Below are 26,148 nucleotides of genomic sequence, written 5' to 3' on the forward strand. Positions count from 1 at the left end.
CCCCGGCCTTTTGAGGGGTCGGGGATTTAAACAGCTTTAAAGAGTGAATCTAGAGCCCGGCCATGGCCATGATTTCCGGCACTTTCTTTTCCCAGCCTATCGCCATGATGTGCACGCCCTGGCACATCGGCTTCATCTTCTTGATAAGGTCGGCGGCCATCTGGAGACCAACCTTTTCCCGGTCTTCTTTAGCCGCGGCGGCCATCTGCTGGATAAGGTCGTCCGGGACGCGGATGCCGGCCACGTTGGCGTTCATAAACCTGGCGAAACCGGCGTTTTTCAGCGGGATAATGCCCACCATCACCGGCGTCTTGAATTTTTCCACCCGCTTCATGAACTTCCCGAACGATACGGGGTCGTACACGGCCTGGGTCTGGAAGAACCTGGCGCCGGCGGCTATTTTCTTCCGCATCTTGGCTATTTGCAGCTCTTCCGAGGCCTCGGTGTTGGACTCCACTTTCACTACAGCGCCGGGGAAGAAATCCGGCTTGCCCTTAAGCTCGTTCATGGAAAGGTCGAACCCCTCATTGAGGCTGGTGATAGCCTGGAGTAGCGTCACGGAATCCAGATCGAAGACGCCCTTGGCCTGCGGGTGGTCGCCCAGAGCGGGGAGGTCGCCGGTAAGCGCCAGGACGTTCTTGATGCCCATCACCCACGCCCCGAGCAGGTCGGACTGCAGGGCGATGCGGTTGCGGTCGCGGCAGGTCACCTGGAAGATAGGCTCCAGGCCGCCCTGCACGCACAGCGCGGCGGTGACCAGGCCGGAAAGGCGCATCACCGAGCTCTGCTGGTCGGTAACGTTGGCGGCGTCCACCTTGCCTTTCAAGACCTCGATGTTCTCTTTTATTTCATGAGTATCGGTGCCCTTGAGCGGGCCGAACTCGCAGGATATGGCGAACTGACCTGATTCCAGTTTAGATTGAAGGCTCATTATTTCACCTCCTTGGGAGGATTGGCTGCCGGCTTGGGAGCTCCGGCGGGTGCCGCCCCGGCTTTAGGAGTGGCGGCGGGCGCAGGGGCGGGAGGAGGCGCAGGCTTATCGGTTACCTTGCCGGGATTTTCCAATCCATAGCGCGCCAGGGACATCATCTCCGGGCGGGGCATGATTTTCTTATGGTCGAGGGGTTTCATCATATCATCGAGACGTGACAGTAAACCCCGCTCCTTGAGTCGGTTATAAATCAGTTCCCAGCCGCAATCGCGGTCTTTGGAGATTTCACACTTGCCTTTGTTGGCCCCGCCACAGGCGCCGCTGACCAGGCTCTTGGTGCAGGCGGTGAGGGGGCAAATGCCGCCGGTATGGTAGAGGAGGCACTGGCCGCATTCAAAACAGCGCTCGGTGCCTTCCCACTCGCCGCGGGAGCCGCCCAGGTTGACGGTATTGCAGCCGGGGTACACCGGCTTGTTGATAGAAGCCGCCACCGCCTGTATGCCGACGCCGCAGGTCAGCACCAGCACCGCGTCCGCGGCTTTAAGCTGTTCCACCCTGCCCCGCAGCTCGGACTTTACCAGCGCCTTGCTGCAGAGAAAATCACAGTTCCTGGTGCCGGTAACGTTCTTGCCGGCTTCCGTCAGCTTCTGCTTCATCTCGGCTACCTGCTCGGGGCCGCCGCTGCCGGACGACTGGGCGCAGCCTTCACAGCCCATGATAAAGACATTCTTATCCTTTTCCAGGTAGGCTATTATTTCATCAAAATGCTTTTGTTCGGAATATAACATCGCTCCTCCTTTACCTACACTACCCGGTACTGACCGAGGTCTCGACCTTTAGGGGTAACACAATGGACGGCGCAGGCGATACAGGGGTCGAACGAGCGGATAATCCGCACCACTTCAAAGGGGTTCTTCTCGTCCTTGACTTTAGCGCCGATGAGCGCCTGCTCGATAGGCCCGTGCTGACCTTTATCGTCCATCGGGGAGACGTTCCAGGTGGTGGGAACGACCGCCTGGTAGTTGGCGATTTTCTTGTTCTTAATCTCAATCCAGTGTCCCAGGGCGCCGCGCGAGCCTTCGATAATGCCCATGCCGGACGCTTCTTCCGGGAGCTCGTATTCAACATAAGCGGGCTGGCCGGGCTTGAGCGAAAGCGCCCAGCCTTCCAGGTTATCAACAATATACTTGGCGGAAAGCGCCCGCGCCAGGTGCCGGCCGAGCACGGAGAAAAGCGCCGCCGGGGTGGCGTTAAGCGCTTTCAAAGCGCCGTCCACCATTTCCTTCATCCTGGGGTCGCCTTTGGCGTAGGTAACGGCCACCCTGGCCAGCGGCCCCACCTCATAGACCTTGCCGTCATAGCGGGGGGCTTTGGACCAGGAGTAAGCGCCGCTTTTGCCGGCCTGCGGCCTGGTGTCCCCGCTGGAGGGGTGCAGGCCGGAGGTGGCGTCCTCGTACCAGGAGTGCTTGACCTGCTCGGTGATTTTAGAGGTATCCAGGGCGCCGGGCCGCAAATCCGCGCCGATGGTGCCCTGCTTGAAGAGTCGCTCGCGGGTGGCGTAGTCCGGGCTCTTGCCGTCCAGGTCATACATGCCGTAGGAAAGCAGGTTCTTGCAGCCGACGCCGATACCGGCGTAGTCGCCGTAAGCTTTGGCCACGGCCAGCACATCCGGGATATAAACATTATTCACAAAGTCCTGGAGGATTTTAATCTTCCAGATATAAGCCATGATATTATCCACCGTGGGGACGCTGGTAACACCGCCGGGCACCACGCCCACGCTGTGCGGGACCTTGCCGGAGAAAATGCTGACGGCCTCGTGGCCGATGCGCCGCATCTCCAGCGCCTTCACGTAGTGGGCGACGCACTGCTGGTTGGCCTCCGGGGGGAGGCGGTAATCGCCCTCATAGCGGGGCATAAACGGCTCCAAAGCGCCGCGCTGGATAAAGTCCTTGACGGAGTTTAGCTGGGAATCATTGCCGGAGTAAGCAGCCACATCCGCCACGTTCACGTAGTCGAGTGCGGCTAAATGGTAAAAGTGGAGGATATGGTCCTGGATAACGTGCGCGCCGTGAATCAGGTTGCGGATGATGCGGCCGTTGTCCGGTATCTTGTCCGCGATGCCGAAGGCGCTGTCCAGGTTCAGGGTGGCGGCGATGCCGTGCGACTGCGGGCAGACGCCGCAAATGCGCTGGGCGATTACCTGGGCGTCGCGCGGGTCCCGTCCTCTTAAAATAAGTTCCAGGCCGCGGAAAAGATTGCCGGTAGCCCGGGCATCCTTGACCGCGCCGTTTTCAATAACGCACTCAATCTTGAGGTGTCCCTCAATCCTGGTGACGGGGTCAATAACGATTTTACCCATTATTTCACCTCCTTGTTAGCCCAGTAAGCGCCGACCACGGGCAGGTCAACGTCCACCAGTTTCTCATAGAACGGGGCCGTCTCGTTGGGGAACTCCGGCTGGGTACAGCCGTTGCACGGCGCCCCGGCGCCGATAACCCAGTTGGTGCCGCCGTTCCATTTGCGCAGCGGGCAGTCCGCGTGGGTGATGGGCCCCTTGCAGCCGAGCTCGTAGAGGCAGCCGTCATCGCCGAATTTCTTGGCGAACTTGCCTTCATCGAAATAGGCGCGGCGGGGGCAGTTTTCATGGATGAGCTTGCCGTAGAACGCCCTGGGGCGGAGGAAGTCGTCCAGCTCTTCCGGTTTGGGGAGGCCGTTCAGGATAATGCCGGCCACCGTCCCCACGAACCAGTCCGGGTGGGGCGGGCAGCCGGGAATATTGATGAGGGGTTTCTTGATGCCGGCGGACTCGAGGGCCTTTTGCACCGAAACGCAGCCGGTGGGATTGGGAGGCGCCGCCGGAATGCCGCCGAAGGAAGCACAGGTGCCCATGGCGATAACCGCCAGCGCGTCCCGGGACAGCTCGATGACTCTTTGCTGCATGGTGACCGGTTTGCCGTCCCTTTCGCCGACAGCCCCGTAAACGCCGCCGTCCGCGGTGGGCACCGCGCCGTCCACCACCAGGACATATTCGCCCTTCTGCTTTTTGGCGGTGTCCTCCATGACGCCGATAGCCAGTTCCCCGGCCGCCGCCATGACGACCGGATGGAACTTGAGGTTGATGTGCACGCCCGGCACTATCTGGTCGATAAGCACATTCTTGATCGTGGGGCTAGCCGAATTGAGCATGGTGACGGCGCAGCCGCTGCAGGCGGCCGTTTGCAGGTAAATTACCGGCAGTTCTTTAACCATCAAGTCCAACTCCTTTCTCGTTGCTGAGTAAATTCAGGGGGGTAGGATGTAATATTTAATTATACTAGAAAAAGAGGGGATAAGGGAATCAGGGGAAATACCTAAAAAATAAACTCTAAATCCTAAGCACTAAATTCTAAACGGATATTTTATTAGTTAACAGTTTACAGTTAGGGGAGGGAGGTAGGGAATAAAGGGAACCGCCGGAATCCAGGTGGTTTTACCTGGAAATCCAGTATATTAATCTCACTGGATACCGATTTGCGTCGGGATGGTCAAGTGACGGGAATTGGAAGAGGGAAACCCGAGACACGGCGCAAGAAGCATACCGGGGAAACTGTTGACTAAAAACCCCCTCAATCCCCCTTTAAGAAAGGGAGGAATCAGGTTAATCCCCCAGCGCTTTGGCGACGATTTCCGCCAGGTCCAGCACCTGCACCTTTTCCGAGGCTTCTTTGTCTTTCAGGCCGTCATCGAACATGGTCATGCAGTAGGGGCAGGCCACGCAGACGGTATCCGGGTTTTGCTTTAAAGCTTCTTCCACCCGCGCCACGTTGATCAGCGAGCCTTCTTTTTCTTCCATCCACATGCGGCCGCCGCCGGCGCCGCAGCAAAAGCCCTTGTCCCGGTTGCGTGCCATTTCCGCCGGCGCCTGACCGGTGGCCGCGCTGATAACCTCGCGGGGGGCGTCAAAGATACCGTTATACCGGCCCAGGTAGCAGGAGTCATGATAGACGACATTGCCCAGCTCCGCCGCCGGGTTCAGCTTGATTTTACCGTCATGGATAAGCTGGTTAATCAGCTCGGTGTGGTGAACGACTTCCAGCTCCACGCCATATTGCTTATAGTCGTTCTTCAGCGTGCTGAAACAGTGCGGGCACTGGGTGATAATTTTTTTAACGCCTTTTTCCTTGAACATTTTAACGTTGGCCTGGGCCATCGTATCGAAAACATACTCGTTGCCGAGGCGGCGCACGCTATCGCCGCAGCACATTTCGTCGCGGCCAAGGGTGCCCCAGGAAATACCGGACTTATCGAATATTTTCGCCAGGGAGAGCGTCGTCTTGCGGTTGCGGGCGTCGAACGCCCCGGCGCAGCCCACGTAAAACAGGTAGTCCGTCTTGCCGGCCTCGTAAGACGGCACGGTAATATCCGCCGCCCACTTGGTGCGCTCCGCCGGCGCGATGCCCCAGGGGTTGCTGCGCTGCTCCATGTTCTCGAAAAGGGTGAGCAGCTCGTCCGGGAACTTGGACTTCATTTCCACCAGGTTACGCCGCATGTCCACTATCCGCGGCACGTGCTCGATAAAGACCGGGCAGACCTCCATGCAGGCGCCGCAGGTGGTGCACTGCCAGATAACATCCTCGGAAACGCTCCCCTCCCCTTCTCCCCCGATGAGCGGCAGCTCTTTAGCGTCTTTCTTGCCGGTCTCCAGCAGGTTCATCTTGATATCATGTATCACCAGCCGCGGCTGGAGGGACTTGCCGGTAAAGGTGGCCGGGCAGTTGTCCGAACAGCGGCCACACTCGGTGCAGGAATAGGAGTCGAACAGCCCTTTCCAGGGGAATTGCGCGACCTGCCCCACCCCGAAGGTATTGCCCTTCTTGAACTCCTCACGACCCTGGGTATTGATTTTGTCCAGGCTCTTGAAGAAGCAGTTGGGGATGGAGGTAAGCACGTGCATGTGCTTGCTGTAAGGCAGGTAGTTGAGGAAGGAAAGCAGGATAACGGCATGAATCCACCACAAGACATTTGCCGCCGTGTCCAGGCCGGCGGCCCCCGCCGGCAGCCAGCCGGCGACCAGGTTGGCGACGGGCATATAGGCACCGGCGCGGTCCACGCCGCCGGCGATTTCACAGGCGTTCAGGCCGAAGAAGGCAATCATCAGCCCCGCCACCAGGCCAAGGATAATAAAGGCGTCCCGGCTGCGCGCCTCCACGTAAGGGGGCGGGAAAAAGAGGCGGCGGATAACGGCCAGGACTACCGCCAGCAGCGCCAGCAGGGACATGATATCGAAGATTAAAGCCAGGGTGAAATAGGCGCCGTCCGGCAGGTTGGAGAAGCTCAGGCTGGGAAACAGTCCGTTAAGCAAAAACTCCGTATTGGAGACCAAAAGAATCATGAAAGCCCAGAACAGCACGAAGTGGTTGATGCCGAAAGGCTTTTTCACCACGCGCCGCTGGCCGAAGGCGTAATAGAGCATGTTCCAGAAACGCCGCGGGATAGCGTTGAAGCGGTTGTCCGGCCGGCCTTTCAGGACCAGCCCGAAGCGCCGGTAGCAGCTATAAACGAAGAAAGCCACCGCCAGGACGAAAACGATAATAAACGCTATTACGGTTCCGGACATTATTTATCCCTCTTAAGCTGTTTTTCCGGCGGCTTTACGCTGCCGGGCCTCCCGGACATAAGCGGTGATAGCCGGTATCACCTGGAAAAGGTCGCCGACGATGCCGAAAGTGGCAACCTCGAAGATAGGGGCGTTTTTATCCCGGTTGATGGCGATAATGGTGTCCGAGTCCTGCATGCCCACCAGGTGCTGGATGGCGCCGCTGATGCCGCAGGCGATGTAAATCTTGGGCCGGACGGTCTTGCCGGTCTGCCCTACCTGTCTTTCCAGGGGCATCCAGCCAGCTTCCACGGCGGCGCGGGAACAGGCTACCACGCCGTGCAGTTCGTCCGCCAGCGCCTGGAGAATTTTATAATTATCCGCGTTGCACATGCCGCGCCCGCCGGAAACGATAATTTCCGCGGCGGCCACGTCCACGCTGTCCAGATTTTCATCGCTGATGATTTCCAGCACCTTGGCGGCGATGTCCGCTTCCTTGACCGGCGTGGTCTCCCGGACGATAGCGCCGCGGCGGGAGGCGTCTTTAGCCGGCATGGGCATAACGTGAGGCCGCACCGTGGACATCTGCGGCCGGGTGAACTCCGTTAAAATGGTGGCCATGATATTGCCGCCGAAAGCGGGACGCGTCTGCAATAAAAATCCCTTATCGTCGATGGAAAGCCCGGTGCAGTCGGCGGTAAGGCCGGTATGCAGCCTGGTGGCTACCGCCCCGGCCAGGTCCCGGCCCAGCCCGGTAGCGCCCACCAGCACGATTTCCGGCTTGTACTTTTCAATCAAATAGCAAAGCGTTTTATAATATGATTCCGTCCGGTAATAGTGGAGAACGGGGTCGTCCACCAGGTAGGCCCTGGCCGCGCCGTAGGCAAAGGCCTCCGTACAGAGGTTCTCCACCTTATCCCCGAGGACGACGGAACAAAGCTCGGCGTGCCGGGCTTTAGCCAGCTCCGCCCCCACCCCTAAAAGCTCCCAGGAGACCTCGGCGGGCTTGCCCTCGGTATGCTCGGTAAAGACCCAGACCCCCTTGTATTCCTTGAGTTTCTCCAGGCGGGGGTCGACGGGAACAATTTCCGGTTCCGGGGCGGGCGCGGCGGCTTTTTGCTTGGCCAGCTCGTCCAGGATTTTCTGCTCTTCCGGGGTATAGATGATTTCCAGCGCCTGGGCGGGGCAAATCTTAACGCAGCGCTGGCAGCCGGTGCACTTTACAACGTCGATAACCGGCTCGCCCTTATCGTTCATGGTAACGGCGTCAAATGGGCATTCCGCCTGGCAGCGGGCGCCGCAGGCGATGCACTTGCCGGGGATGAGCCGGGCTTTGCCGCGGGGGCGTTTTATTTTCTTCGGTTCTTCTGGCATTTTTTATTCAGTATTCCCGGTTTTTTAGCGACCTTGTTTAATTTCGTTATTTTGTCATTCTGAGCGAAAGCGAAGAATATCAGGGCGGTTTGGGGTTTCCACCCCTCCCCGGGATTCTTCGGTCACTATGTTCCCTCAGAATGACATCATAATTCCCCGGTTTACAGGGACAGCAAGTCCTTTTCTATCATCCGGCTGATCAATAATTTAGCGGTGTCTTCCGGCTTATCCGTCTCTTGGCCGAGAATCTCGCCTTTGACTCTTTCCGGCGAGAATATCTTGCGCACCTGGGTGGCCGAACCCTTGAGGCCGATGGTGGTCTCGTCCATTTTCATGGCCTTGTTGTCCCAGAGCACCACCGGGGCGTCCGCGGCCATCAGGCGCATGGGGACGTTGGGATAGCGGGGGGTGTTGATTTCCCGCAGCACGGCAATCATGACGGGGAGGGGGGAGGTAACGATTTCATGGCGGCCTTCCAGCTTGCGCCGCACCTTGATTATCTTCGACTTTAAGTCCACCTCTTCCACGCGGTCGACCAGTGTTAACTGGGAGCAGCCGAGGCGGGTGGCGATGCCGGGGCCTACCTGGGCGGTATCGCCGTCAATGGTCTGGCGGCCGCACATGATGATGGCCAGCTCTTCTTTTTCCGCCAGTTTCTTGATGGCGCCGGTCAGGACCATGCTGGTGGCCAGCGTATCCGCCCCGCCGAAAACACGGTCGGAGAGTAAAATGGCTTCATCGGCGCCCTGGGCTATCGTCTTGCGCAGCGTTACCTCGGCGCTGGGCGGGCCCATGGAAATGACCGCCACGCGGAAGCCGTACTTGTCCTTGAGACGCAGGCTCTCCTCCAGGGCGTGGGTATCATAGGGGTTCATGATAAAAGGCACGCCTTCTCTGATGAGGGTGCCAGTTACGGGGTCTACTTTAACCTGAGTGGTATCAGGTACTTGTTTGACGCAGGTGACTATCAGCATGAAATTAACTATATGATGGGTTAATTAGATACAAAAAAATAATAGCATATATCGCGGCGTTGAGCAAATCCGGCTGCCCGGCAGATGGTTTTTATGCAGTTTGTACTTTGCCGAACCGTTTAATGCCGTGATACACTATTAAGTGTGAACATACTCGTCACCAATGATGACGGCATCCAGGCGGAAAGCATCTGGGCGCTGGTACGGGAGCTGAAAAAGATTGCCCGGGTAACGGTAGCGGCCCCGGACGGCGAAAGAAGCGCCATCGGCACGGCGGTGACGCTGTTCCACGCGCTGCACGTCCATGAGGTATGCGCCCCGGAGGACGGGGTAAAAGCCTACGCCATCGACGGATCACCGTCCGACTGCGTTATCCTCGCTTTAGGCAAGCTGATTGCGGACGAGGTGGACATCGTGGTTTCCGGCATCAATCCCAACGTGAACCTGGGGGAGGATGTCTATATCTCCGGGACGGTGGGCGCCGCCATGCAGGGCTATTTCCGCGGCCTGCCCGCCCTGGCGGTATCCGCGCCGCTGGGAAGCAGAACCGGGCTGAAAGCGGGCGCAAAAGTAGCCGCCATGCTGGCGCAGAAGATGGTCGCCGCCAGTCCGGCCAAAATATTCCTCAACCTGAACGTGCCGGACCGGCCCCTGGAGGAGGTGCGGGGGGTGGCAATAACGCGCCTGGCCCGCGCCAGCCACATCAACTCCGTGGCCGAGGACAACCGGGGTGATGTGAAGCAGTACCGGCTGGTGCGGGAAAGGCTGATGGCCTCCGCCATCGAGGGGACGGACATCCACGCCATCGAGAAGGGGGACATCTCCATTACCGCGCTCTACACCAACCTGCTGGACAAACCGCCGCTGCGCCTGCTGAAAAAGCTACGCAGCGAGCTCGCCCACGAACTGGGGAAAGAATAGATGCAGCACCACATCGGCACGGACATCATAGAAATCGAGCGCATCCGGCGGGCCATCGAGCGCTACGGGGAGCGTTTCCTCAACCGCGTTTACACCCGGGACGAGCTTGAGATTTACGGGCACCACGCCCACTCGCTGGCGGCCAGTTTCGCCAGCAAAGAAGCGGTGATGAAAGTGCTGGGCACCGGCAACCGCGGCGTGGCCTGGCGGGAAATAGAAACGCTTTACCACCCCACCGGCAAACCGCTCATCAGACTCAACGGCCGGGCGCAACAGGCGGCGGAAAAACTGGGGATAAAAGAGATAGACGTGAGCCTGTCACACTCAAAAGATAACGCCATCGCCACGGCGATTGGTTCTTGCTGAACAAAAACCCCCTCTTATCCCCCTTTGCTGAAGGGGGACGTCAATGCCCCAAAATGAAGCTTAACGGCTTTCATTTTTCCCACACCACTTCCCCGCCGATGATGGTCATTTCCACTTTAATGTCTTTTATCTCTTCCGGGGGGACGCGGGTGGGGTCGGCGCTTAAGATAATCATATCCGCCAGTTTGCCCGGCGCCAGCGAGCCTTTGATATTCTCCTCGAAAGAGGCGTAGGCGGCGTTGACCGTGTAAAGCGCCAGGGACTGCTCCGGCGTGATTTTTTCCTCCGGCAGCAAAGCCTGGCCGGACTCCGCCCGGCGGGTTACCGCGGCGTAAATACCGGTGAGGGGGTTATTCGGCACCACCGGCGCGTCCGAGCTGCCGGCCACCATCACACCCTTTTCCAGCGGTGTTTTAAGGCGGTAAAGCCAGGGAAGCTGGGATTCCGGCACCGTGGCCAGGTAGCGCTCGCCGCTGTAGTAGATAAACGGCGGCTGGGTAACGATAACCGCCCCTAATTTTTTCATCCGCTCCAAAAGAGCGGGGGGACATTCAGCGCAGTGTTCGATACGGTGCCGCTGCCCTGAAGCCGGAGAGTATTTAGCGGCATTTTCCAGCGCGGCAACAGCGGCCTCTACCGTGCTTTCCGCGATAGCGTGGACGGCTATCTGCCACCCCCGGCGGTGGCAATCCAGCACCAGCTCGTTCAGCTCCGCCGGCTCCGGCGTGACTTCCGGCATGATTTTCACCGCCCCCAGCTGCATCAGGCTATCCCCGGAACCGGTCTTGAGTCCCCTCTCCCGGAACTCCTCACGGTACGGCGCGCCGGCCATCATGGTGACGCGACTGCGCAGTTTGCGGTCGAGGACAAAGCCGCAGACCGTCTCCCAGCGGCCGGTATCATTACTGACGGTGGCCTCGGTAAAAGAGGTGATGCCGTAAGAAAGGAATACTTTATCGGCCTCCCCTACCGCCCGGTCCATTTCCCGGGGGGTGATGGGGGAGACAATTTTGGAGCGGACGTAGCCCAGCATATCGATAAGCGCGCCGTTGGGCTCGCCGGTGGCCAGGTCACGCTCGATGCGCCCGCCTTCCGGCTCCGGCGTGTCCCGGCCAATGCCCGCCAGCTCTAAAGCTTTGGAGTTAAGCACGCAGGCATGGAGGGAGCGGTGACTCAACACTACCGGGTGGTCCGGGGCGACCTCGTCCAGGTCGGCGCGGGTGGGGCAGCGCCGGCCTTCCAGGTAAAACTCGTTATAGTCCGTGCCGCTAATCCAGGCGCCGGGGGGTGTCTTTTCCGCTTTACGGCGTACCGTTTCTTTAATATCTTCTACTGAACGCACCGCCGCCGGAGAAAGGTCGATGCTCAAGAGCTTTCGCGCCAGGGAAAAGAGGTGAAGGTGGGCATCGTTAAAGCCGGGGACAAGCGTCCGGCCGCCGCAGTCGATAACCCTGGTGCCGCGGCCGGTCAGCCGCGCCGCTTCATCATTGCCGCCGGTAAAGAAAATAGCGTCGCCGGAGACCGCCGCCAGCTCCGCGCGGGGTCGGGCGGGGTCCATCGTGATAACGTTGGCGTTTTTCAGAATAAGGTCGGTAGGCATAACAGACTCTTTGACGGTGCCGGCTAATTACCAGTATACTACCTGTAAACACGGGCGACAAAGAAGATGGATAAAGCAGAACTGGCGGGGAAGCTGGCGGACTGGATTAAAGCCAGGGTTGACGCCGCCGGCGGCAAGGGGGTGGTTTTCGGGCTGAGCGGCGGCATCGATTCCGCGGTGGTGGCGGCGCTATGCGTCCGGGCTTTCCCGAAAAACAGCCTGGGGGTAATCATGCCCTGCCACAGCCTGGACGAGGACGAAAAACACGCCGGGCTGGCGGCGCAAAAGTTTGCCGTTCCCACCGAGACGGTTGCCCTGGACGGTATATTCGACGCTTATTTGAAAATATTGCCTGATTTTACGTCCGACCCGTCACTTACCCGGCTGGCACAGGCTAACCTTAAAGCCAGGCTGCGGATGACCGCCCTGTACTTTACCGCCAACCGGCGGCAATACCTGGTGGTAGGCTCCGGCAACCGCAGCGAGCTGACGGTAGGCTATTTCACCAAGCACGGCGATAGCGGCGTGGACCTGCTGCCGCTGGGCAACCTGGTAAAAAAAGAGGTCAGGGAGCTGGCGCGCTGCCTGGAAGTACCAACGGTCATCATCACTAAAGCGCCCTCGGCGGGGCTCTGGGCGGGGCAGACCGACGAAGCCGAAATGGGCTTTACCTATGAAGCACTGGACGAATATATCCTGACGGGCCGGGCGCCCGCCGACCTGAAAAAGCGCATCGAGGGGATGAGGGCGGCGGCCGCCCACAAATGCGCTACCCCGCCGGTGCCGGACTTCTAAAGGCTGGAGGCAAGATGACGGACGAAGAGCAGAAATTCAGAATACACTGGTCCTGGGGACTCCTGGGACTGCTGGGCATACTGGGCTGGATGCTGGAACAGCCGGTGTTCTACTGGTTCTTCGTCTTGTTCCTGCTCTTCCTGGAACCCTTGATCAGAAAAATCAAAAAGTAAGCCCCGGCTGCTTACCACAGCAACCATACGACCTTACAGCCGGTCATGCAAGCTTTTACGGTAGAACACGTGCTTCCAGCTGCCTCCCTTACGCCGCATCTCGATAATGCGCGGGATATACTTGAGCAGCGGCACCACCGGCAGGCATACGGAATATACCACCAGCTCCCACTGATGATGGATAAGCCAGCCGATGAACGGGAAACAGATAAAGGCCAGGCTATAGCTCAGGGTGGGGAAACGCGTAATCGCCATGCCCAGTAAGAAAACCCCGAGGAAAATGGGCGTGCCCCAGGGCATGAAATAGACCAGCACCCCGATGCAGGAAGCGCCGCCCCGCCCGCCCCGGAACCTGAGGAAGACCGGAAACCCGTGCCCCAGCACCACGGCCACGCCGGCAAACATCTCCACCAACAGCCCCGCGCCCAGCCAGTGCGCCACGGCCACCCCCAGGGCGCCCTTGCCGATATCCAATAGCAATACCAGCAGCCCTTCGGCGAAACCGACCTTGTAGAAAACATTCATCGCGCCCAGGTTGCGGCTGCCTACCTCGCGGATATCCACGCCCTTCCTTAAGCGGGCCATAATATAGGCGGTGGGAAAAGAGCCGATTATATAACCGGCCAGCAGAGAACCGATAATGATTACAATATTCAAAATTTTAGTCCTTAATATAACTAAAAATTGTACTAATATATTACACCATAAATCATGCCTCCGGTAAAAGGTGAAGCAATTCGTTGATGTGTGTTTGACACCTGCATCATAAAAACGGTAATCTGGAATCAGGCAGGAACCACCACAGGAGGACGGCATGAAGAAAGTCGCCGTGGTAGGCGTAGGCGAAACCAAGTTCACCGGCCCGCAGTTCAAGACTGAGGTCGAGCTTTTCGCCGAAGCCGCCACTGAAGCTATAACGGAATCCAACCTGAAGCCGCAGGACATCAAAGCGCTGTTCATCGGCAACGCCTTAGGGGACTTCGACGAAGGACAGGGGATGGTGCAGGCCTACGCCGCGGAGAATATCGGCTGCCTGTACGTACCCGCCAACCGCTACGAAGGCGCCTGCGCTTCCGCCAGCATCGCCATCCGGGACGCCTTCATGTGGGTGGCCTCCGGCTATTACGATATCGTCCTGGCCGGCGGCATCGAACGCGCCGCCACCATGGGCACTGGGCTGGCCACGCGCACCTTCGCCATGTTCAGCGACGCGCGCTACGAATACCCCGCCGGCGTTACCTTTCCGGCGGTCTTCGCCATGCTGACCCATCTCTACGCGGATAACTATAAAATACCCCTCCAGAAGCTCCGGGAGCAGATGGCGCGGGTCACCATGCAGTCGTACAGGCACGGGGCCATCAACCCCAAGGGGCAGTTCTACGGGAAGAACGCGGACATCAGCCTGGAAAAAGTGCTCAACAGCTTCGTGGTATGCTCCCCCCTCACCCTCCACGACTGCTGTCCCTTCTCCGACGGCGCCGCCGCGGTGGTGCTGGCCTCGGAAAGAGTGGCCAAAAAGCTCACGGACAAGCCCGTTTATCTTACCGGCGTGGGGCAGGCATCCTGCGGCCCGCTCGGCAACCAGAAGGAATATCTGCCCAGAATACGGGCGCGGGAAATATCCTCCCGGCAGGCCTACAAAATGGCCGGGAAAGAACCACAGGACATCGACCTGTGTGAGCTGCACGACTGCTTCAGCATCGCCAGCCTGATAGCGGCGGAGGGCCTGGGATTCTTCGAATACGGCAAGGCCGGGGAAGCCTGGGAAAAAGGGGAGGCGGACATCGGCGGGAAAGTGGCTATCAATCCCTCCGGCGGGCTCAAGTCCAAGGGGCACCCCATCGGGGCCACCGGCGCGGGGCAGGTCTATGAAATCACCAGGCAGCTGCGCGGCGAGGTGGAGCCCGGCCGCCAGGTGCCCGACGCCAGGACCGGCATGACGGATACCCTCGGCGGGGACGGCGGCACGCTGGTCAATATGATTTTCGAGAGGGGCTGGTAGAAATGGAACAGAAACTCTATTTCAAAGACTACAATGAAGCCCTGAAACAGAACCGGATACTCGGGCTGAAATGCCACTCCTGCGGCGCTTTGACCGTGCCGCCCAAGATGGCCTGCCGGCAGTGCGCCGGGTTCGACCTGGAGGTGACGGAGGTGAAGGGCAGCGGCAAGATAAAGACGTTCACCACCGTTTACGTGGCGGCGGAAGGGCGGGAAAGCGAAATACCCTATATTTTAGTAATGGTGGAACTGGACGAAGGGCCGTGGCTCATGGGCAACCTAGAGGGCATCGACCCCAAGACGGCCACCATGGCGCTAATCGGCCGGCCGGTGAAGATGGGCAATAAAATCTTTGCCGGGGATAAGTACTCCGCCGGCGAGGCCGCCCGGCCGGTCTTCAGTCTGGTGGAATAACGGGGGAAACTCCCTTTTATCCATTTTTACAAAAGAGCGACTATAGAACGGGTTGAACCAATAGTTTCGTCCCCCTTTTATAAAGGGGGATTGAGAGGGTTTTTAGAATCGTCTAAACATGGCAGATACGATAGTCAAGGCGGAAAAGGGAAACCAGCAGCGCGTCGATATCCCGGTAACCATCGACCGGGAGGAAGTGCTGCAAAGCCTGGGCAAGAACGAGCGCACCCGCGCCGCCATGGCCAAACACCTGGACGAGCTTATCACCCTGGCGCAGGCGGCGGTGAAAGCCCGGGGTATGTTCAAGGTCTCCTGCGTGGGGGGGCGGGGAGAGGACTGGGTGGAGATAGACGGGGTAAAAATTCACAGCCGGGTACTGGCGCAGAGCCTGGCCAGCACGGATACCGTTTTCCCCTACATTTTCACCGTCGGCAAAGAGCTGGACGAGCTGCCGGTATCGCCGAAAGACTATATGCGGTACTTCTGCCTGGAAGCCGTCAAGATGAACGCTTCATTACAGGCGGCGCATTATTTCATGGAATATATCCGGCAAAAGTGCCGCCTGCCGGAAATAACGCACCTCCACCCCGGCGAGTTTGCGGATTTGCCCATAGAGCAGCAGGTACCGCTGTTCTCTTTATTCCACGACACCGAGAAAGAAATAGGCGTCAAGCTCACATCCACCAAGACCATCCAGCCGATTAAGTCCGGTTCCGGCATCGTGTTTTCCAACGGCTCCAGCTTTGAAAGCTGCGCCCTTTGTTTACAGCCCCATTGCTCCGGGAGGCGCGTCCCCTACAGCCCGAAACTGGCGGCGCAGTTCGGGCTAAAAACAAAAATAACAAAATGACCGAAGTTTTTTCCAGGCATTTGAGATTGGAGTCCGTGGCCAACTTCCGCGATATCGGGGGATACCGGGCGCGCGGGGGGAAAACAGTGGCCTGGCGCCGCGTTTTCCGCAGCGGCGAGTTCTCCAGGATTAATGATAAAGACTTCAAGCGGGTGGTAGAGGAGCTGGGACTGGCATCCGTGGTGGACCTGAGGAGCAGCCTGGAGGTGGAAAGCCACGGCCTGGGACCGCTGAAAGAGGCCGGGCTCAAGTACCGGAATATCTCTTTCATGCCGGAAGGCGGCGACCCCGCCGCCAACGAGCGGCGCTTTAACGGGATTACCAACCTGGGCGATTTTTACCTGTACCTGGTACAGGAAAAGACCTTTAACGCGCGCCTTATCGAGGCGCTGGAGATAATCGCCGCTCCGGAGAACCACCCCCTCGTCTTTCACTGCGCCATCGGCAAAGACCGCACCGGCATCCTGGCGGCGGTGCTTTTAGACCTCCTGGGCGTGGAGAAAACGGATATCATCGAGGACTATGCCCTGTCCGGCCCTTACATGGCAGAGCTTATACAGCACTTCAACCGGGAGCAGTCGACAGCGCCCACCCGCCCGCCGATACCCGATGTCTTCTGGGGCGCCGTGCCGGAATCCATGTCCCTGTTCCTGTCCAGCCTCTACCGCGACTACGGCTCCGGCGAGGGCTACCTGAAAGCGCAGGGGGCGGACCCGTCACTGAAGCAGCGGCTGGAAGACGCCCTGCTAATCTAACCGGAATTTGTATGGTCGAACAACTATCCCGTCTCATCGAGTTTGAAGGCGTGCTCAATTTCCGCGACCTCGGTGGGTACCAGGCGCGCGGGGGGAAAACGGTGGCGTGGCGGCGTATTTTCCGCAGCGGCGAAATGCACCTGATGACGGACGCGGACACCGCCCGGTTTAAAGAGGAGCTACAGATCAAGACGGTTATCGACCTGCGGAGCGCGCGGCGGGTGGCGCTGACGGGCAGCGGGCGGGTGCGGGAGACCGGGGCCGAATACCATAACCTGCCGTTCAGCATGATTGTCGAGGGGGACATAGACAGCCAGGTGCTGGAGCGCTTTTCCAGCGCCGGAGAAATATACTACTACCGGATACGCCTGAAGGAATACGCGCAGAGACTGCTGACAGCCCTGGAAATAATCGCCGCCGCCGGGAACTACCCGCTGGTGTTCCACTGCAACGCCGGTAAAGACCGCTCCGGCATGCTGGCGGCCGTTTTACTGGGGGCGCTGGGCGTGGCGGATGAAGACATTATCCGGGACTACACGCTGACCGCGCCTTTCATGAAAGCGTTCATCGCCCGGTGGGACGCCGACCCGGCCACGGCGGATGTTCACCGGAATATACCGGCATACCAGAAAAAAGCCGACGCGGCGTCCATGGCGCTGCTGCTCAACATGATTAAAAAGGACTACGGCTCGGTGGCGGACTACCTGGCAATACAGGGGGCGGAGACGTCCCTCGTTTCCCGGCTGGAAGAAGCGCTGCTGGTCTAGCGGAACATTATCTGCATCATGGTGACGTCCAGCAGCCGCCCGAACTTCTTCCCCACCTCTTTCATCACCCCGATGTCTTTGTAGCCCAGTGATTTAGCCAGCTTGATGCTGACCGCGTTTTCCGTGGCAATCCTGGCGATGGCGGTATGGAGTCCGGCTGCCTTGCCCGCCTTCAGGATAGCTACCGAGAGCTTGCGGCCGAGCCCCAGGTGCATGTGCCCTTCCCGGATATACACCGAGACTTCCGCCGTAATGGAATAGGCGCAGCGGTCCGACCATTCGCTCATGGACGCCCAGCCGACGATTAGGTCGCCCTCCTGCGCCACCAAAATGGGATACTTGGGGCCGTGCTGGTCAAACCAGACCCTTTGTTCCTCCACCGTCTTGCCGGCGGTATCGAAGGTGGCGGTGGTGTGCAGGACCGCCTGGTTATAAATCTCCGTGATGGCCAACAGGTCCCTGATTTCCGCTTTGCGAATGGTAAACATCAGACCTCCTTCAAGATATGGCGGGCGATGGTCAGCCGCATGATTTCCGAGGTTCCTTCATAGATTTCCGTAATCCGGGCGTCGCGGCAATAGCGCTCCAGCGGGTAGTCCCGGGTATAGCCGTAGCCGCCATGAATTTGTAGCGCTTTGGAGGTGACGCAAGCGGACATTTCCGAGGCGAAGAGCTTGGCCATGGCCGCCTCTTTAACGAAGGGCCGCCCGGCATCGCAGAGAAAGGCGGCGCGGCGGGTCAAAAGGCGGGCGGCGTCTAGCTGCGTGGCCATGTCCGCCAACTGCCACTGGATACCCTGGAAATCAGCCAATGCCTGCCCGAACTGCTTGCGCTCCCGGGCGTAGCCCAAAGCCGCCTCGTAAGCGGCGCGGGAAATACCCACCGCCTCCGCGCCGACGGTGACCCGGCTGACGTCCAGCGCTTCCAGGGCGATTTTCAGTCCCTGCCCTTCCGCGCCCAGCCGGCTTTCTTCCGGTACGAAGCAGTCCTCGAAGACCAACTCGGTGGAGATGAAGCCGTGCAGCCCCATCTTTTCTTCCCGCTTGCCCACGGTAAGACCGGGGGTGTTTTTATCCAGCACGAAGGCGGTAATGCCTTTGCCCCTTAAAGCTTTATCCGTGACGGCGAACACCACCACCATGCCGGCCTGCTCCCCGATGCTGATGAACAGCTTGCCGCCGCTGATAACGTAGCCGCCGTTCTTTTTCACGGCCGCGGTCTGCATCCCGGAGGGGTCGGAGCCGGCGCCGGACTCGGTAAGGGCGAAGCAGGCCATCTCGCCGGCGGCGTGGCGGGGCAGGTATTTTTGCTTTTGCGCTTCCGTGCCGAAGCGCATCACCGGCACGATAGCCAGGGAAAGGCTGACCCGCAAATAGTTGTCCACGGCGGCGGAGGCATGGGCCAGCTCCTCGACGGCGATGCAGAGCTCCGTTTCCCCCTTGCCGCTGCCGCCGTAGGCTTCCGGTATGGTCAGGCCGAAAAGCCCCAGCTCCGCCATTTTCCCCACCTCCGCCGCCGGGTAGGCGTCAGCCTTGTCGATGCGGGCGGCGGCGGGCGCGATTTCTCTAGCGGCGAAGTCCCGGAGGGTGGTCTGCAACAGCTTTTGCTCTTCCGTCAGTTCAAAGTCCATGGTTAACCTATCCTATACTAGACTATACTATATAAAAAGGCGGGGAGATTACCACGTCGCTACGCTCCTTGCCATGGCATTATAATTTTACCCGTTTTTTAGTCGCTCTATCATTGCACGGGCGGCGCGGCGGGGAGTCGTTTTACCCTGTAAAATGGCTTCCACCAGCTTTTCCAGGGAGTCGCCGGTATCAAGGGACTGTATCATGTCTTTAAGCTGTCCCTTGATGGTCTCCAGCAGCTCCAGCTTCACCCTTTCCCGCCGGCGCTCCAGCAGTTCGCCGCTGTTTTGGAGGTAATCACGGTGTTTCATCAAGGCGGCGGACAGCTCTTTTATTCCTTTATCGTTAACCGCCTCGGTCAAGACCAGGGGTACCGGCCAACCGCTTTCAGGGCGGGGGCGCATCGCCAGCATCGCCTCCAAATCGGTCTTGAGTCGGTCGGCGCCTTCCTTATCGGCCTTGTTGACGGCGATAACGTCCGCCGACTCCAGGATGCCGGCTTTCATCGCCTGGATTTCATCACCGGCGCCGGGAGCGAGCACCAGCAGCGTGGTGTCCGCCGCTTTAACGATATCCAGCTCCACCTGCCCCGACCCCACCGTCTCCACCAGGATAACGTCCTTGCCCAAGGCGTCCATGACCCGCGCCGCGCCGATGGCCGCTTTAGCCAGCCCCCCCACCCAGCCCCGGGTGGCCAGGGAGCGGATGAACACGGCGGGGTCGGCGGCATGGCGCTGCATGCGTATGCGGTCCCCCAGCAAAGCCCCGCCGGTCAGGGCGGAGGTGGGGTCGATAGCGATGACGCCCACAGACATTTTTTTCCCGCGGAACGAGGCTATAAGGCAGTCCGTCAGCGTGCTCTTGCCCACGCCGGGCGCGCCGGTCACGCCTATGATATAGGCCCGCCCCGTGTGAGGGTACAGGCTTTCCATCTCCGCGAAAGCGTCCGGGCTTTCATCCTCGATGAGGGTGATAAGGCGGGCGGCGGCGGGGACGTCACCTTTCAATACTTTAGCGGCGAGGCTCATGGTAAATAAGAGTATAGCAGGGAAAAGTGACAGGAAACAAGATACAAGATACAAGGGACAAGGAGATATTAAAGAATAAAAGGAAATACTAAATCCTAAGCTCTAAATCCTAAACAATATCGAAAAACGAAGGTTTTAAACATCAAACGATTTAAATTTTGTCCCGGTTCACTGCGTTCACCGGGATGCCGTGTGGGGTTAAGAAGCGACACAAAAATTAAAGACACACCTAAAAAAGGAAAGATGGGATAACCGACCTCACCCCCTTAAGTTCCCCCTCTCCGTCGACGGAGAGGGGGCTAGGAGGAGAGGTCAGTAACAATAACCAAATGAAAAAGGGAAAGGGGGCAATTGTTTTTTTTATTTTTTTGTTAAGGTCCACGTACGATTTGCAGCTAAGTAATTGTTTTTTGTTTTATGTTAAGCAGGTGGAAGGGGGTAGTAAACAGTAAACAGTAAACAGTTAACAGTAAACAGTAAACAGTTAATAGTTTACAGTTAATAGTTTACTGTAGACAGTATAGGGGGTAAGGGGGAGAAAAGGAAGGGGAGGATGACGCGGGGGAGGCATGGCAATCAAAAAACACAGATAAAAAATGAAAAGAGAGGGAGAAGTAAAAACCCCCTGTGTCCCCTTCCGATTCACTACGTTCATACGGAATCTGCGACTTTACGAAAGGGGAAGAGATGGCAGCTACGGGTAATCACAATTTTCCGCATCCATTCACTCCACCTTGTCATTCTTTTAACAAATGACTTAGAATGTAGTGACCGCCGGACAGTCCGTTACGCAAAGGAGTAATAACACCGTGGTTGATTCGCCGAGAAAATTCGTCGTGCCGCAGCAGCCCATTCCCCCGGAAGAAATAAAGGAGACCTGCAATACCGATGTCGTGGTGGTGGGAGCGGGGGCATCCGGCAAGTCCGCCGCGCTTTCCGCCGCCCAGGCGGGCGCCAAGGTCATCCAGATAGACAAGCACGTCACCTACCGCTGGGGCGGGGGCATGGTCGGCGCTATAGATAGTCGACTCCAGAAAAAACTGGGAGTAAAGGTGGACAAGGACGAGGTCTGCCTCGACCTGATGAAGTGGTGCGGCAACAAGCCGGACCAGCGCCTCTACCGCGTCTGGGCGGACCACAGCGGCGCCATCATGGACTGGCTGATGGATATCACGGACGCCGCCGGCATCAAGACCCTCCCCTCCCAGTGGCCCCGCCGCGGGGACTACCATCCGGAAACCGAATATTACAAGGACTACCCGGTGGCGCATATCCACTCGGACGGCATAGTCAAGGGGCTGTGCCACAAGCTGGCGCTGGATATCGTGCAGGACCTGGCCATAAAGCTCGGGGTGGACCTGCGCTACCAGACACCGGCAGTGCAGCTAATCCGGCAGGGCAACGGCCGGGTGACCGGGGTCATCGCCAAAAACAAGGCGGGCGGCTATATCCAGCTTAACGCGCGCAAGGCGGTCATCCTCTGCACCGGCGACTACGGCAACAACCCGTGGATGATGGAAAAGTGGTGCGCCCCGGCCGCGGAGGTGGCGCGCCGGCATAATATCTACATGACCCGCAACGACGACCTGCTGGCCGCCAAAGAGCCTTTGAACGTGGGCGACGGGCACCAGATGGGGATGCTGGTGGGCGCCCTGATGGAACCGGGACCCCACGCCCCGATGTCCCACGCCACGGTAGGCCCCTCCGGCGCCAACGCCTTCCTGCGGGTGAATATCGACGGGGAGCGGTTCGAGAACGAGGACGTGCCCGCCCAGAGCAGCGCCAACTCGCTGGTGCGGCAGCCCGGCCAGCGGGTGTGGCAGGTATTCGACAGCAAATGGGAAAAGGAAATCAGGCATATGGGGGTGGGGCTGGGCACCTTTAACGAAGCCAACGACATGGTGCGGGGCAGGGTGGAGGAGCTGTGCCTCAAAGCGGACACCATCGAAGGGCTGGCCCGGAAAATGGAAGTGCCCGCGGCAGCTTTTAAAGCTACAGTAACAAGAAATAATATGTTGGCGAGAGCCGGGAAAGATACAGACTACGGCAAACGCGCCGACCGCCTGACCACCGTGGAAAAACCGCCGTTCTACGCCGGCATCATCGAGCAGCATATCCTGGTGGTGCTGGGGGGGCTGATAACCAACCCGCAGTTCCAGCCGCTGGACGCGGACCGTAAAGTAATCCCCGGGCTTTACCTGGCCGGCAATACCGTGGGCAACCGGTTCGCGGTAGACTACCCCACCATGTGCGCCGGTCTGAGCCACGGGTTCGCCTGGCTTTCCGGTCGGTTCACCGGCTTGAGCGCCGCGGCGGAGCAGGGGTAGGAGAGTAAGTAGTTAGTGGCAAGATACAAGGAGATATTAAAGAATAAAAAGGAAATACTAATTCCTAAGCTCTAAATCCTAAACAATATCGAAAAACGAAGGTTTTAAACATCAAACGATTTAAATTTTGTCCCGATTCACTTAGTTCATCGGGATACCGCATGAGTTAAGAGAATCAGTATTTAGTGATTACCGGTAACTTCCCAGAGGAGGCACACATGGACGTTAAAGAGCTGGAAAAACGCTTGCAGGCGATGGAAGACCTGGAGGCTATCAAACAGATGCACCAGGAATACATGCTGTGCCTGGATAATATCCAGTTCACCAAAGCGCTGGACTTTTTCACGGACGACGCGGAGGTGGAGGTACGCCACTCCGGCGTGATGAAGGGCCGGGAGAACTACTCCAGAATATACACGGGAACCCTGGCCATGCGCAAAGAGCGCCATGACGGGCACCTCGTGGCCCAGCCGAACGTTACCGTGAACGGGGATACGGCCAAAGGGCACTGGATTGTCTACATGTTCTTTTCCGTCCCTACCATACAATGGGTGCAAGGCCGGCATGACTGCGAGTACCGGAAAGTAAACGGGGTATGGAAGTTCAGCAAGCTGAAGTTCGCGCGGACGCTGGCTTCCCAGCCGGAGCTATATCCCTAAAGCGATTTATGCCCGGCCAGCCGTCTTTCCAGCTCCAGCCCCTCAGCTAAAGGCAGGTCCAGGCCGCGCCAGACCGCCTGCTTGGCGGCGCGCACGGCGCGGGAATCATACGACTGTATTTTTTTGGCGAGTTTTGCCGCTTCCTCATACAGGGCGGGGCGGGGCATGATACGGTTGACCAGCTTTAGCTTGAGAGCCTCCCTGGCGTCAATCCAGCGGCCGCTCATGAGTATCTCCAGCGCCGCCGCCTGCCCGATAGCCCGGGGTAAAGTCTGGCTCCCCCCCGCCGCCGGTATAATGCCCAGTCCCGGCTCCGGCAGCCCGAAGCGGGCGTCATCCGAGGCCAGGCGGATATCACAGCAGAGGGACATCTCGATGCCGGAGCCCAGCACGTAGCCGTGCATGGCGGCGATGACCGGCTGCGCCACGCTTAAAAACCGACCCCAGATATCGCGCTCAAAGCGCGCCTGCCGGGCGAAAACGGGGGGAGGGGCGGTCAAAAACTCGGTGAGGTCAGCGCCGGCGCAGAAGGCCTTTTCCCCGGCGCCTTTCAGTATCACCACATCCACCTCGCTATCGTCCTTGATAGCGCCCAGGACCTCATAAAGCTCGTCCCGCATCCTGACGCTGTAGGCGTTCAGGGCTTTGGGGCGGTTGAGGGTAATCCAGGCGATGCCGTCCTGTTTTTCATAGATAATAACTTCAAAATCGCTCATACATCTTCCCCAGATAATAGTAGCAGTCCGGGCACGCCCCCTGTCAAGTGACGGCGGCAAGTTTTTTACTCCACCCCTGTATTGTAGTAATATTATGGGATACCGGGGAAAGCCGGAGATATTCCCCAGCTACCCGGCGCTGCCGCAAAAGTAAAAGATTGGCGGGGTAAAACATGGCCGACGATAGAGTGCTGGTTTTGGCCGGGGCGCACCCGGACGATGAGTCATTCGGGGTGGGGGGGACGCTGGCGCAGTACGCCGCGGACGGCGTGAAGGTCTATTATATCTGCGCCACGCGGGGGGAAGTGGGCGAGGTGGAGCCGGAAATGCTCAAGGGCTACGAGTCCATCGCCGATTTGCGCACGCACGAGCTGGAATGCGCCGGGAAAGCGCTCGGCCTGACCGGGGTTATTTACCTGGGCTACCGCGACTCCGGCATGGCGGGGACAGCGGACAACAAGCACCCGCAGGCTTTGGCCGCCGCCCCGCTCGACGAGGCGGCCGGGCGCATCGTGAAAATATTACGTAAACTCAAGCCGCAGGTGGTGATCACCTTCGACCCCATCGGCGGCTATCATCACCCCGACCATATCGCCATACACCAGGCCACGGTCAAGGCGTTCCAGGCCGCCGCTGACGCGGCGCAGTACCCGGAGGCGGGGCCTCCCTACCGGCCGCAGAAGCTTTACTACCACGTTTTCCCGCACCGCTGGCTCAAGTTCACGGTAAGGGTGATGACGCTGCTGGGGCGGGATATGCACCACTTCGGGAAGAACCGGGACATAGACCTGGCAGAGATGACCCAGGAAGAGTTCCCGGTGCACGCCGTCGTCCGCCTGAAGAAGCCGGCCAACGAGATGCGGGCCAGGGCCGCGGCCTGCCACGCCAGCCAGATGGGGGGCGGCGGCCCGCGCGGGCGGGGCCTGATGGGCGTCATCAACCGGCTGCTGGGGCAAAAGGACTCATTTATGCGGGGCTACCCGCCGGTCAAGGGACGCCGTAAAGAGAAGGACTTGTTCGAGGGGGTAGTGTGAACAACAACCTGTTTGGTTTTACACCATCCGCTCATGGTGAGTGAGCGACTTTGTCGCCATCCCGCACCGATTCGTACCTCATCCGGTGTCCCGCATGACCATAGGGAATCGGGACATGACGAAGGAATCGGGACCTGTCGAACCATAGCGGGACAACTTCACCCTTCGACGAGCTCAGGGTGAGCGGATAATTGCGTTGTGATATGCGCCCCGCTCATGGTGAGCTTGCCTGCCCTTCATAGCTTCAGCGTAGTAGGGTCGAACCATAGCGGGACAACTTCACCCTTCGACGAGCTCAGGGTGAGCGGAGAATTGTGTTGTGATATGCGCCCCGCTCATGGTGAGCTTGCCTGCCCTTCATAGCTTCAGCGTAGTAGGGTCGAACCATAACGGGACAACTTCACCCTTCGACGAGCTCAGGGTGAGCGGTGTAAAAACACTCCCTCGCCCTACTCCCCCTTATAATCCGGTTGGCGTTTTTCCAGGTAGGACTTTATCCCCTCGGTGCGGTCGGTGGTGGTGTGCAGCAGAAAATAGAGGTCGGCCTCCAGCCTCAAGCCCTGCTCCAGCGTCATATCCATGCCCTTGATAATAGCTTCCTTGAGATACCTTAAAGCGAGCGGGCCCTTGGCGGCGATGGTCGCCGCCAGCTTTTGGGCCTCCCCGGCCAGCTCCCCGGCGGGAAAGACGTTACTCACCAGCCCTATTTCCAGCGCCGGCGCGGCGGTTATCGCATCCGCGGTCAGGAGCATTTCCAAAGCTTTCCCCCGGCCCACGATGCGCGGCAGACGCTGGGTGCCGCCGTCCCCCGGAAGAAGGCCCCCCGCCACCTGTGGCAGTCCCAGGCGCGCCGTGTCCGCGGCAATCCTGATATCCGCGCTCAAAGCTATTTCCAGTCCCAGCCCCATTGCGTCCCCGTTGATAGCGGCGATAACCGGCCGGTCGATAGCGGCTACCGCCGCAGCAGGCTTGCAGTCCTCATTCAGCCCCGCCTCCCCGCCCAGAGAAAAAGCGTCCCCCGCCCCGGTCAGCACCACCACATAAATGTCTGCGTCATCCCTGATTTGGCCGCAGGCTTCCACCAGGGCGATGGCAAGCTCATTATCAATAGCGTTGCCCCGGGCGGGACGGTTCAGCGTGATGACAGCTATATGCTCTTTTTTGGAGAATATTACCGGTGCTGCTGGCATTTCAAATTACCTCAAAGTAATCTTAAACCGCCGCGCGCGGGAACGTCAAGCGGGGCGGCTCAAG

Annotated in this window: 26 protein-coding genes; 12 read left to right on the top strand and 14 right to left on the bottom strand. The window is 59.0% G+C overall.

All coding sequences use genetic code 11. From position 1 onward, the window contains the following. Positions 1-49: 49 nt before the first annotated feature. From WC370_00490 to WC370_00520, 7 genes are all read right to left on the bottom strand, one after another. Complete coding sequence (locus tag WC370_00490) at positions 50-931, bottom strand: methylenetetrahydrofolate reductase (protein MFA5307947.1); 882 nt, start codon at positions 929-931, stop codon at positions 50-52. After that, positions 931-1,719, bottom strand: a complete 789-nt coding sequence (locus WC370_00495) for a methylenetetrahydrofolate reductase C-terminal domain-containing protein (GenBank protein ID MFA5307948.1) — start codon at positions 1,717-1,719, stop codon at positions 931-933. The genes WC370_00490 and WC370_00495 overlap by 1 nt, the downstream gene beginning before the upstream one ends. A 14-nt stretch (positions 1,720-1,733) precedes the next feature. Then, positions 1,734-3,293: a nickel-dependent hydrogenase large subunit gene (locus tag WC370_00500; protein ID MFA5307949.1), complete on the bottom strand. Its 1,560-nt coding sequence runs from the start codon at positions 3,291-3,293 to the stop codon at positions 1,734-1,736. Next, positions 3,293-4,183 carry a hydrogenase small subunit gene (locus WC370_00505; protein MFA5307950.1) on the bottom strand — a complete coding sequence of 297 codons (891 nt, stop codon included), beginning with the start codon at positions 4,181-4,183 and terminating at the stop codon, positions 3,293-3,295. Before WC370_00505 ends, WC370_00500 begins: the two co-directional genes overlap by 1 nt. A 388-nt stretch (positions 4,184-4,571) precedes the next feature. Continuing rightward, on the bottom strand, positions 4,572-6,530 hold the full coding sequence (locus WC370_00510) for a (Fe-S)-binding protein (protein ID MFA5307951.1): 1,959 nt from the start codon (positions 6,528-6,530) through the stop codon (positions 4,572-4,574). Between the two features lie 12 nt (positions 6,531-6,542). Further along, complete coding sequence (locus WC370_00515; protein MFA5307952.1) at positions 6,543-7,883, bottom strand: electron transfer flavoprotein subunit alpha; 1,341 nt, start codon at positions 7,881-7,883, stop codon at positions 6,543-6,545. A 161-nt stretch (positions 7,884-8,044) separates the two neighbouring features. Further along, positions 8,045-8,857 carry an electron transfer flavoprotein subunit beta/FixA family protein gene (locus WC370_00520; protein MFA5307953.1) on the bottom strand — a complete coding sequence of 271 codons (813 nt, stop codon included), beginning with the start codon at positions 8,855-8,857 and terminating at the stop codon, positions 8,045-8,047. Between the two features lie 144 nt (positions 8,858-9,001). Between WC370_00520 and surE the strand changes: the two genes are divergently transcribed. Beyond that, the gene (gene surE / locus WC370_00525; GenBank protein MFA5307954.1) at positions 9,002-9,778 is read left to right on the top strand and encodes a 5'/3'-nucleotidase SurE; all 777 of its coding nucleotides are present in this window, start codon (positions 9,002-9,004) and stop codon (positions 9,776-9,778) included. Next, positions 9,779-10,144: a holo-ACP synthase gene (acpS, locus tag WC370_00530; protein ID MFA5307955.1), complete on the top strand. Its 366-nt coding sequence runs from the start codon at positions 9,779-9,781 to the stop codon at positions 10,142-10,144. It begins immediately after the preceding gene. A gap of 70 nt (positions 10,145-10,214) precedes the next feature. Here acpS and WC370_00535 read toward each other — a convergent pair whose 3' ends face one another. Beyond that, positions 10,215-11,744, bottom strand: a complete 1,530-nt coding sequence (locus WC370_00535) for an amidohydrolase (GenBank protein MFA5307956.1) — start codon at positions 11,742-11,744, stop codon at positions 10,215-10,217. Positions 11,745-11,810: 66 nt separating this feature from the next. Between WC370_00535 and nadE the strand changes: the two genes are divergently transcribed. Together nadE and WC370_00545 are read left to right on the top strand one after the other, a co-directional pair. Next, complete coding sequence (gene nadE, locus WC370_00540) at positions 11,811-12,539, top strand: NAD(+) synthase (GenBank protein ID MFA5307957.1); 729 nt, start codon at positions 11,811-11,813, stop codon at positions 12,537-12,539. Positions 12,540-12,553: 14 nt separating this feature from the next. Continuing rightward, positions 12,554-12,712: a hypothetical protein gene (locus tag WC370_00545; protein ID MFA5307958.1), complete on the top strand. Its 159-nt coding sequence runs from the start codon at positions 12,554-12,556 to the stop codon at positions 12,710-12,712. A 33-nt stretch (positions 12,713-12,745) separates the two neighbouring features. Here the strand turns inward: WC370_00545 and WC370_00550 are convergent, their stop codons facing one another. Continuing rightward, a complete protein-coding gene (locus WC370_00550; protein ID MFA5307959.1) occupies positions 12,746-13,369 on the bottom strand; it encodes a glycerol-3-phosphate acyltransferase in 624 nt (207 codons plus the stop codon). A gap of 157 nt (positions 13,370-13,526) precedes the next feature. Between WC370_00550 and WC370_00555 the strand changes: the two genes are divergently transcribed. The 5 genes from WC370_00555 (at position 13,527) to WC370_00575 (ending at position 17,499) form a co-directional block, all read left to right on the top strand. After that, the gene (locus WC370_00555; protein ID MFA5307960.1) at positions 13,527-14,714 is read left to right on the top strand and encodes a hypothetical protein; all 1,188 of its coding nucleotides are present in this window, start codon (positions 13,527-13,529) and stop codon (positions 14,712-14,714) included. A 2-nt stretch (positions 14,715-14,716) separates the two neighbouring features. Beyond that, positions 14,717-15,127 carry a Zn-ribbon domain-containing OB-fold protein gene (locus WC370_00560; GenBank protein MFA5307961.1) on the top strand — a complete coding sequence of 137 codons (411 nt, stop codon included), beginning with the start codon at positions 14,717-14,719 and terminating at the stop codon, positions 15,125-15,127. 118 nt (positions 15,128-15,245) lie between these two features. Then, positions 15,246-15,977 (top strand): hypothetical protein, encoded by a 732-nt coding sequence (locus WC370_00565; GenBank protein MFA5307962.1) that lies wholly within the window; start codon positions 15,246-15,248, stop codon positions 15,975-15,977. Continuing rightward, positions 15,974-16,732: a tyrosine-protein phosphatase gene (locus tag WC370_00570; protein ID MFA5307963.1), complete on the top strand. Its 759-nt coding sequence runs from the start codon at positions 15,974-15,976 to the stop codon at positions 16,730-16,732. The genes WC370_00565 and WC370_00570 overlap by 4 nt, the downstream gene beginning before the upstream one ends. Positions 16,733-16,743: 11 nt before the next feature. Beyond that, positions 16,744-17,499, top strand: a complete 756-nt coding sequence (locus WC370_00575) for a tyrosine-protein phosphatase (GenBank protein MFA5307964.1) — start codon at positions 16,744-16,746, stop codon at positions 17,497-17,499. Here WC370_00575 and WC370_00580 read toward each other — a convergent pair. The 3 genes from WC370_00580 to meaB all read right to left on the bottom strand — a co-directional run bounded on the left by WC370_00580 (position 17,496) and on the right by meaB (position 20,158). Next, the gene (locus tag WC370_00580; GenBank protein MFA5307965.1) at positions 17,496-17,987 is read right to left on the bottom strand and encodes an N-acetyltransferase family protein; all 492 of its coding nucleotides are present in this window, start codon (positions 17,985-17,987) and stop codon (positions 17,496-17,498) included. The genes WC370_00575 and WC370_00580 overlap by 4 nt on opposite strands. Then, positions 17,987-19,129, bottom strand: coding sequence for an acyl-CoA dehydrogenase family protein (locus WC370_00585; protein MFA5307966.1), 1,143 nt, complete (start codon positions 19,127-19,129; stop codon positions 17,987-17,989). Before WC370_00585 ends, WC370_00580 begins: the two co-directional genes overlap by 1 nt. 87 nt (positions 19,130-19,216) lie before the next feature. After that, positions 19,217-20,158, bottom strand: coding sequence for a methylmalonyl Co-A mutase-associated GTPase MeaB (meaB, locus tag WC370_00590; protein MFA5307967.1), 942 nt, complete (start codon positions 20,156-20,158; stop codon positions 19,217-19,219). Between the two features lie 809 nt (positions 20,159-20,967). On the opposite strand from meaB, the gene WC370_00595 reads away from it, so the two are divergent. Together WC370_00595 and WC370_00600 are read left to right on the top strand one after the other, a co-directional pair. Beyond that, the gene (locus WC370_00595) at positions 20,968-22,485 is read left to right on the top strand and encodes an FAD-dependent oxidoreductase (GenBank protein MFA5307968.1); all 1,518 of its coding nucleotides are present in this window, start codon (positions 20,968-20,970) and stop codon (positions 22,483-22,485) included. A gap of 218 nt (positions 22,486-22,703) precedes the next feature. Then, entirely contained in the window at positions 22,704-23,144 is a 441-nt protein-coding gene (locus WC370_00600; protein ID MFA5307969.1) for a nuclear transport factor 2 family protein, read from the top strand. Here WC370_00600 and WC370_00605 read toward each other — a convergent pair. Further along, entirely contained in the window at positions 23,141-23,860 is a 720-nt protein-coding gene (locus WC370_00605) for an enoyl-CoA hydratase/isomerase family protein (protein MFA5307970.1), read from the bottom strand. The genes WC370_00600 and WC370_00605 overlap by 4 nt on opposite strands. A gap of 173 nt (positions 23,861-24,033) precedes the next feature. Here WC370_00605 and WC370_00610 point away from each other — a divergent pair, with 173 nt between their 5' ends. Next, positions 24,034-24,894, top strand: a complete 861-nt coding sequence (locus WC370_00610) for a PIG-L family deacetylase (protein MFA5307971.1) — start codon at positions 24,034-24,036, stop codon at positions 24,892-24,894. 449 nt (positions 24,895-25,343) lie between these two features. Here the strand turns inward: WC370_00610 and WC370_00615 are convergent, their stop codons facing one another. Then, on the bottom strand, positions 25,344-26,084 hold the full coding sequence (locus WC370_00615; protein MFA5307972.1) for an enoyl-CoA hydratase-related protein: 741 nt from the start codon (positions 26,082-26,084) through the stop codon (positions 25,344-25,346). Between the last annotated feature and the right edge of the window lie 64 nt (positions 26,085-26,148).

The sequence above is a fragment of the Dehalococcoidales bacterium genome, assembly GCA_041652735.1.
Taxonomy (GTDB): Bacteria; Chloroflexota; Dehalococcoidia; order Dehalococcoidales; family RBG-16-60-22; genus RBG-13-51-18.

Coding starts and splice junctions, on each gene's coding strand:
- WC370_00490 (MFA5307947.1), bottom strand. CDS start 931: ATGAGCCTTCAATCTAAACTGGAATCAGGTCAGTTCGCCATATCCTGC.
- WC370_00495 (MFA5307948.1), bottom strand. CDS start 1,719: ATGTTATATTCCGAACAAAAGCATTTTGATGAAATAATAGCCTACCTG.
- WC370_00500 (MFA5307949.1), bottom strand. CDS start 3,293: ATGGGTAAAATCGTTATTGACCCCGTCACCAGGATTGAGGGACACCTC.
- WC370_00505 (MFA5307950.1), bottom strand. CDS start 4,183: ATGGTTAAAGAACTGCCGGTAATTTACCTGCAAACGGCCGCCTGCAGC.
- WC370_00510 (MFA5307951.1), bottom strand. CDS start 6,530: ATGTCCGGAACCGTAATAGCGTTTATTATCGTTTTCGTCCTGGCGGTG.
- WC370_00515 (MFA5307952.1), bottom strand. CDS start 7,883: ATGCCAGAAGAACCGAAGAAAATAAAACGCCCCCGCGGCAAAGCCCGG.
- WC370_00520 (MFA5307953.1), bottom strand. CDS start 8,857: ATGCTGATAGTCACCTGCGTCAAACAAGTACCTGATACCACTCAGGTT.
- acpS (MFA5307955.1), top strand. CDS start 9,779: ATGCAGCACCACATCGGCACGGACATCATAGAAATCGAGCGCATCCGG.
- WC370_00535 (MFA5307956.1), bottom strand. CDS start 11,744: ATGCCTACCGACCTTATTCTGAAAAACGCCAACGTTATCACGATGGAC.
- nadE (MFA5307957.1), top strand. CDS start 11,811: ATGGATAAAGCAGAACTGGCGGGGAAGCTGGCGGACTGGATTAAAGCC.
- WC370_00545 (MFA5307958.1), top strand. CDS start 12,554: ATGACGGACGAAGAGCAGAAATTCAGAATACACTGGTCCTGGGGACTC.
- WC370_00555 (MFA5307960.1), top strand. CDS start 13,527: ATGAAGAAAGTCGCCGTGGTAGGCGTAGGCGAAACCAAGTTCACCGGC.
- WC370_00560 (MFA5307961.1), top strand. CDS start 14,717: ATGGAACAGAAACTCTATTTCAAAGACTACAATGAAGCCCTGAAACAG.
- WC370_00565 (MFA5307962.1), top strand. CDS start 15,246: ATGGCAGATACGATAGTCAAGGCGGAAAAGGGAAACCAGCAGCGCGTC.
- WC370_00570 (MFA5307963.1), top strand. CDS start 15,974: ATGACCGAAGTTTTTTCCAGGCATTTGAGATTGGAGTCCGTGGCCAAC.
- WC370_00575 (MFA5307964.1), top strand. CDS start 16,744: ATGGTCGAACAACTATCCCGTCTCATCGAGTTTGAAGGCGTGCTCAAT.
- WC370_00580 (MFA5307965.1), bottom strand. CDS start 17,987: ATGTTTACCATTCGCAAAGCGGAAATCAGGGACCTGTTGGCCATCACG.
- WC370_00585 (MFA5307966.1), bottom strand. CDS start 19,129: ATGGACTTTGAACTGACGGAAGAGCAAAAGCTGTTGCAGACCACCCTC.
- meaB (MFA5307967.1), bottom strand. CDS start 20,158: ATGAGCCTCGCCGCTAAAGTATTGAAAGGTGACGTCCCCGCCGCCGCC.
- WC370_00600 (MFA5307969.1), top strand. CDS start 22,704: ATGGACGTTAAAGAGCTGGAAAAACGCTTGCAGGCGATGGAAGACCTG.
- WC370_00605 (MFA5307970.1), bottom strand. CDS start 23,860: ATGAGCGATTTTGAAGTTATTATCTATGAAAAACAGGACGGCATCGCC.
- WC370_00610 (MFA5307971.1), top strand. CDS start 24,034: ATGGCCGACGATAGAGTGCTGGTTTTGGCCGGGGCGCACCCGGACGAT.
- WC370_00615 (MFA5307972.1), bottom strand. CDS start 26,084: ATGCCAGCAGCACCGGTAATATTCTCCAAAAAAGAGCATATAGCTGTC.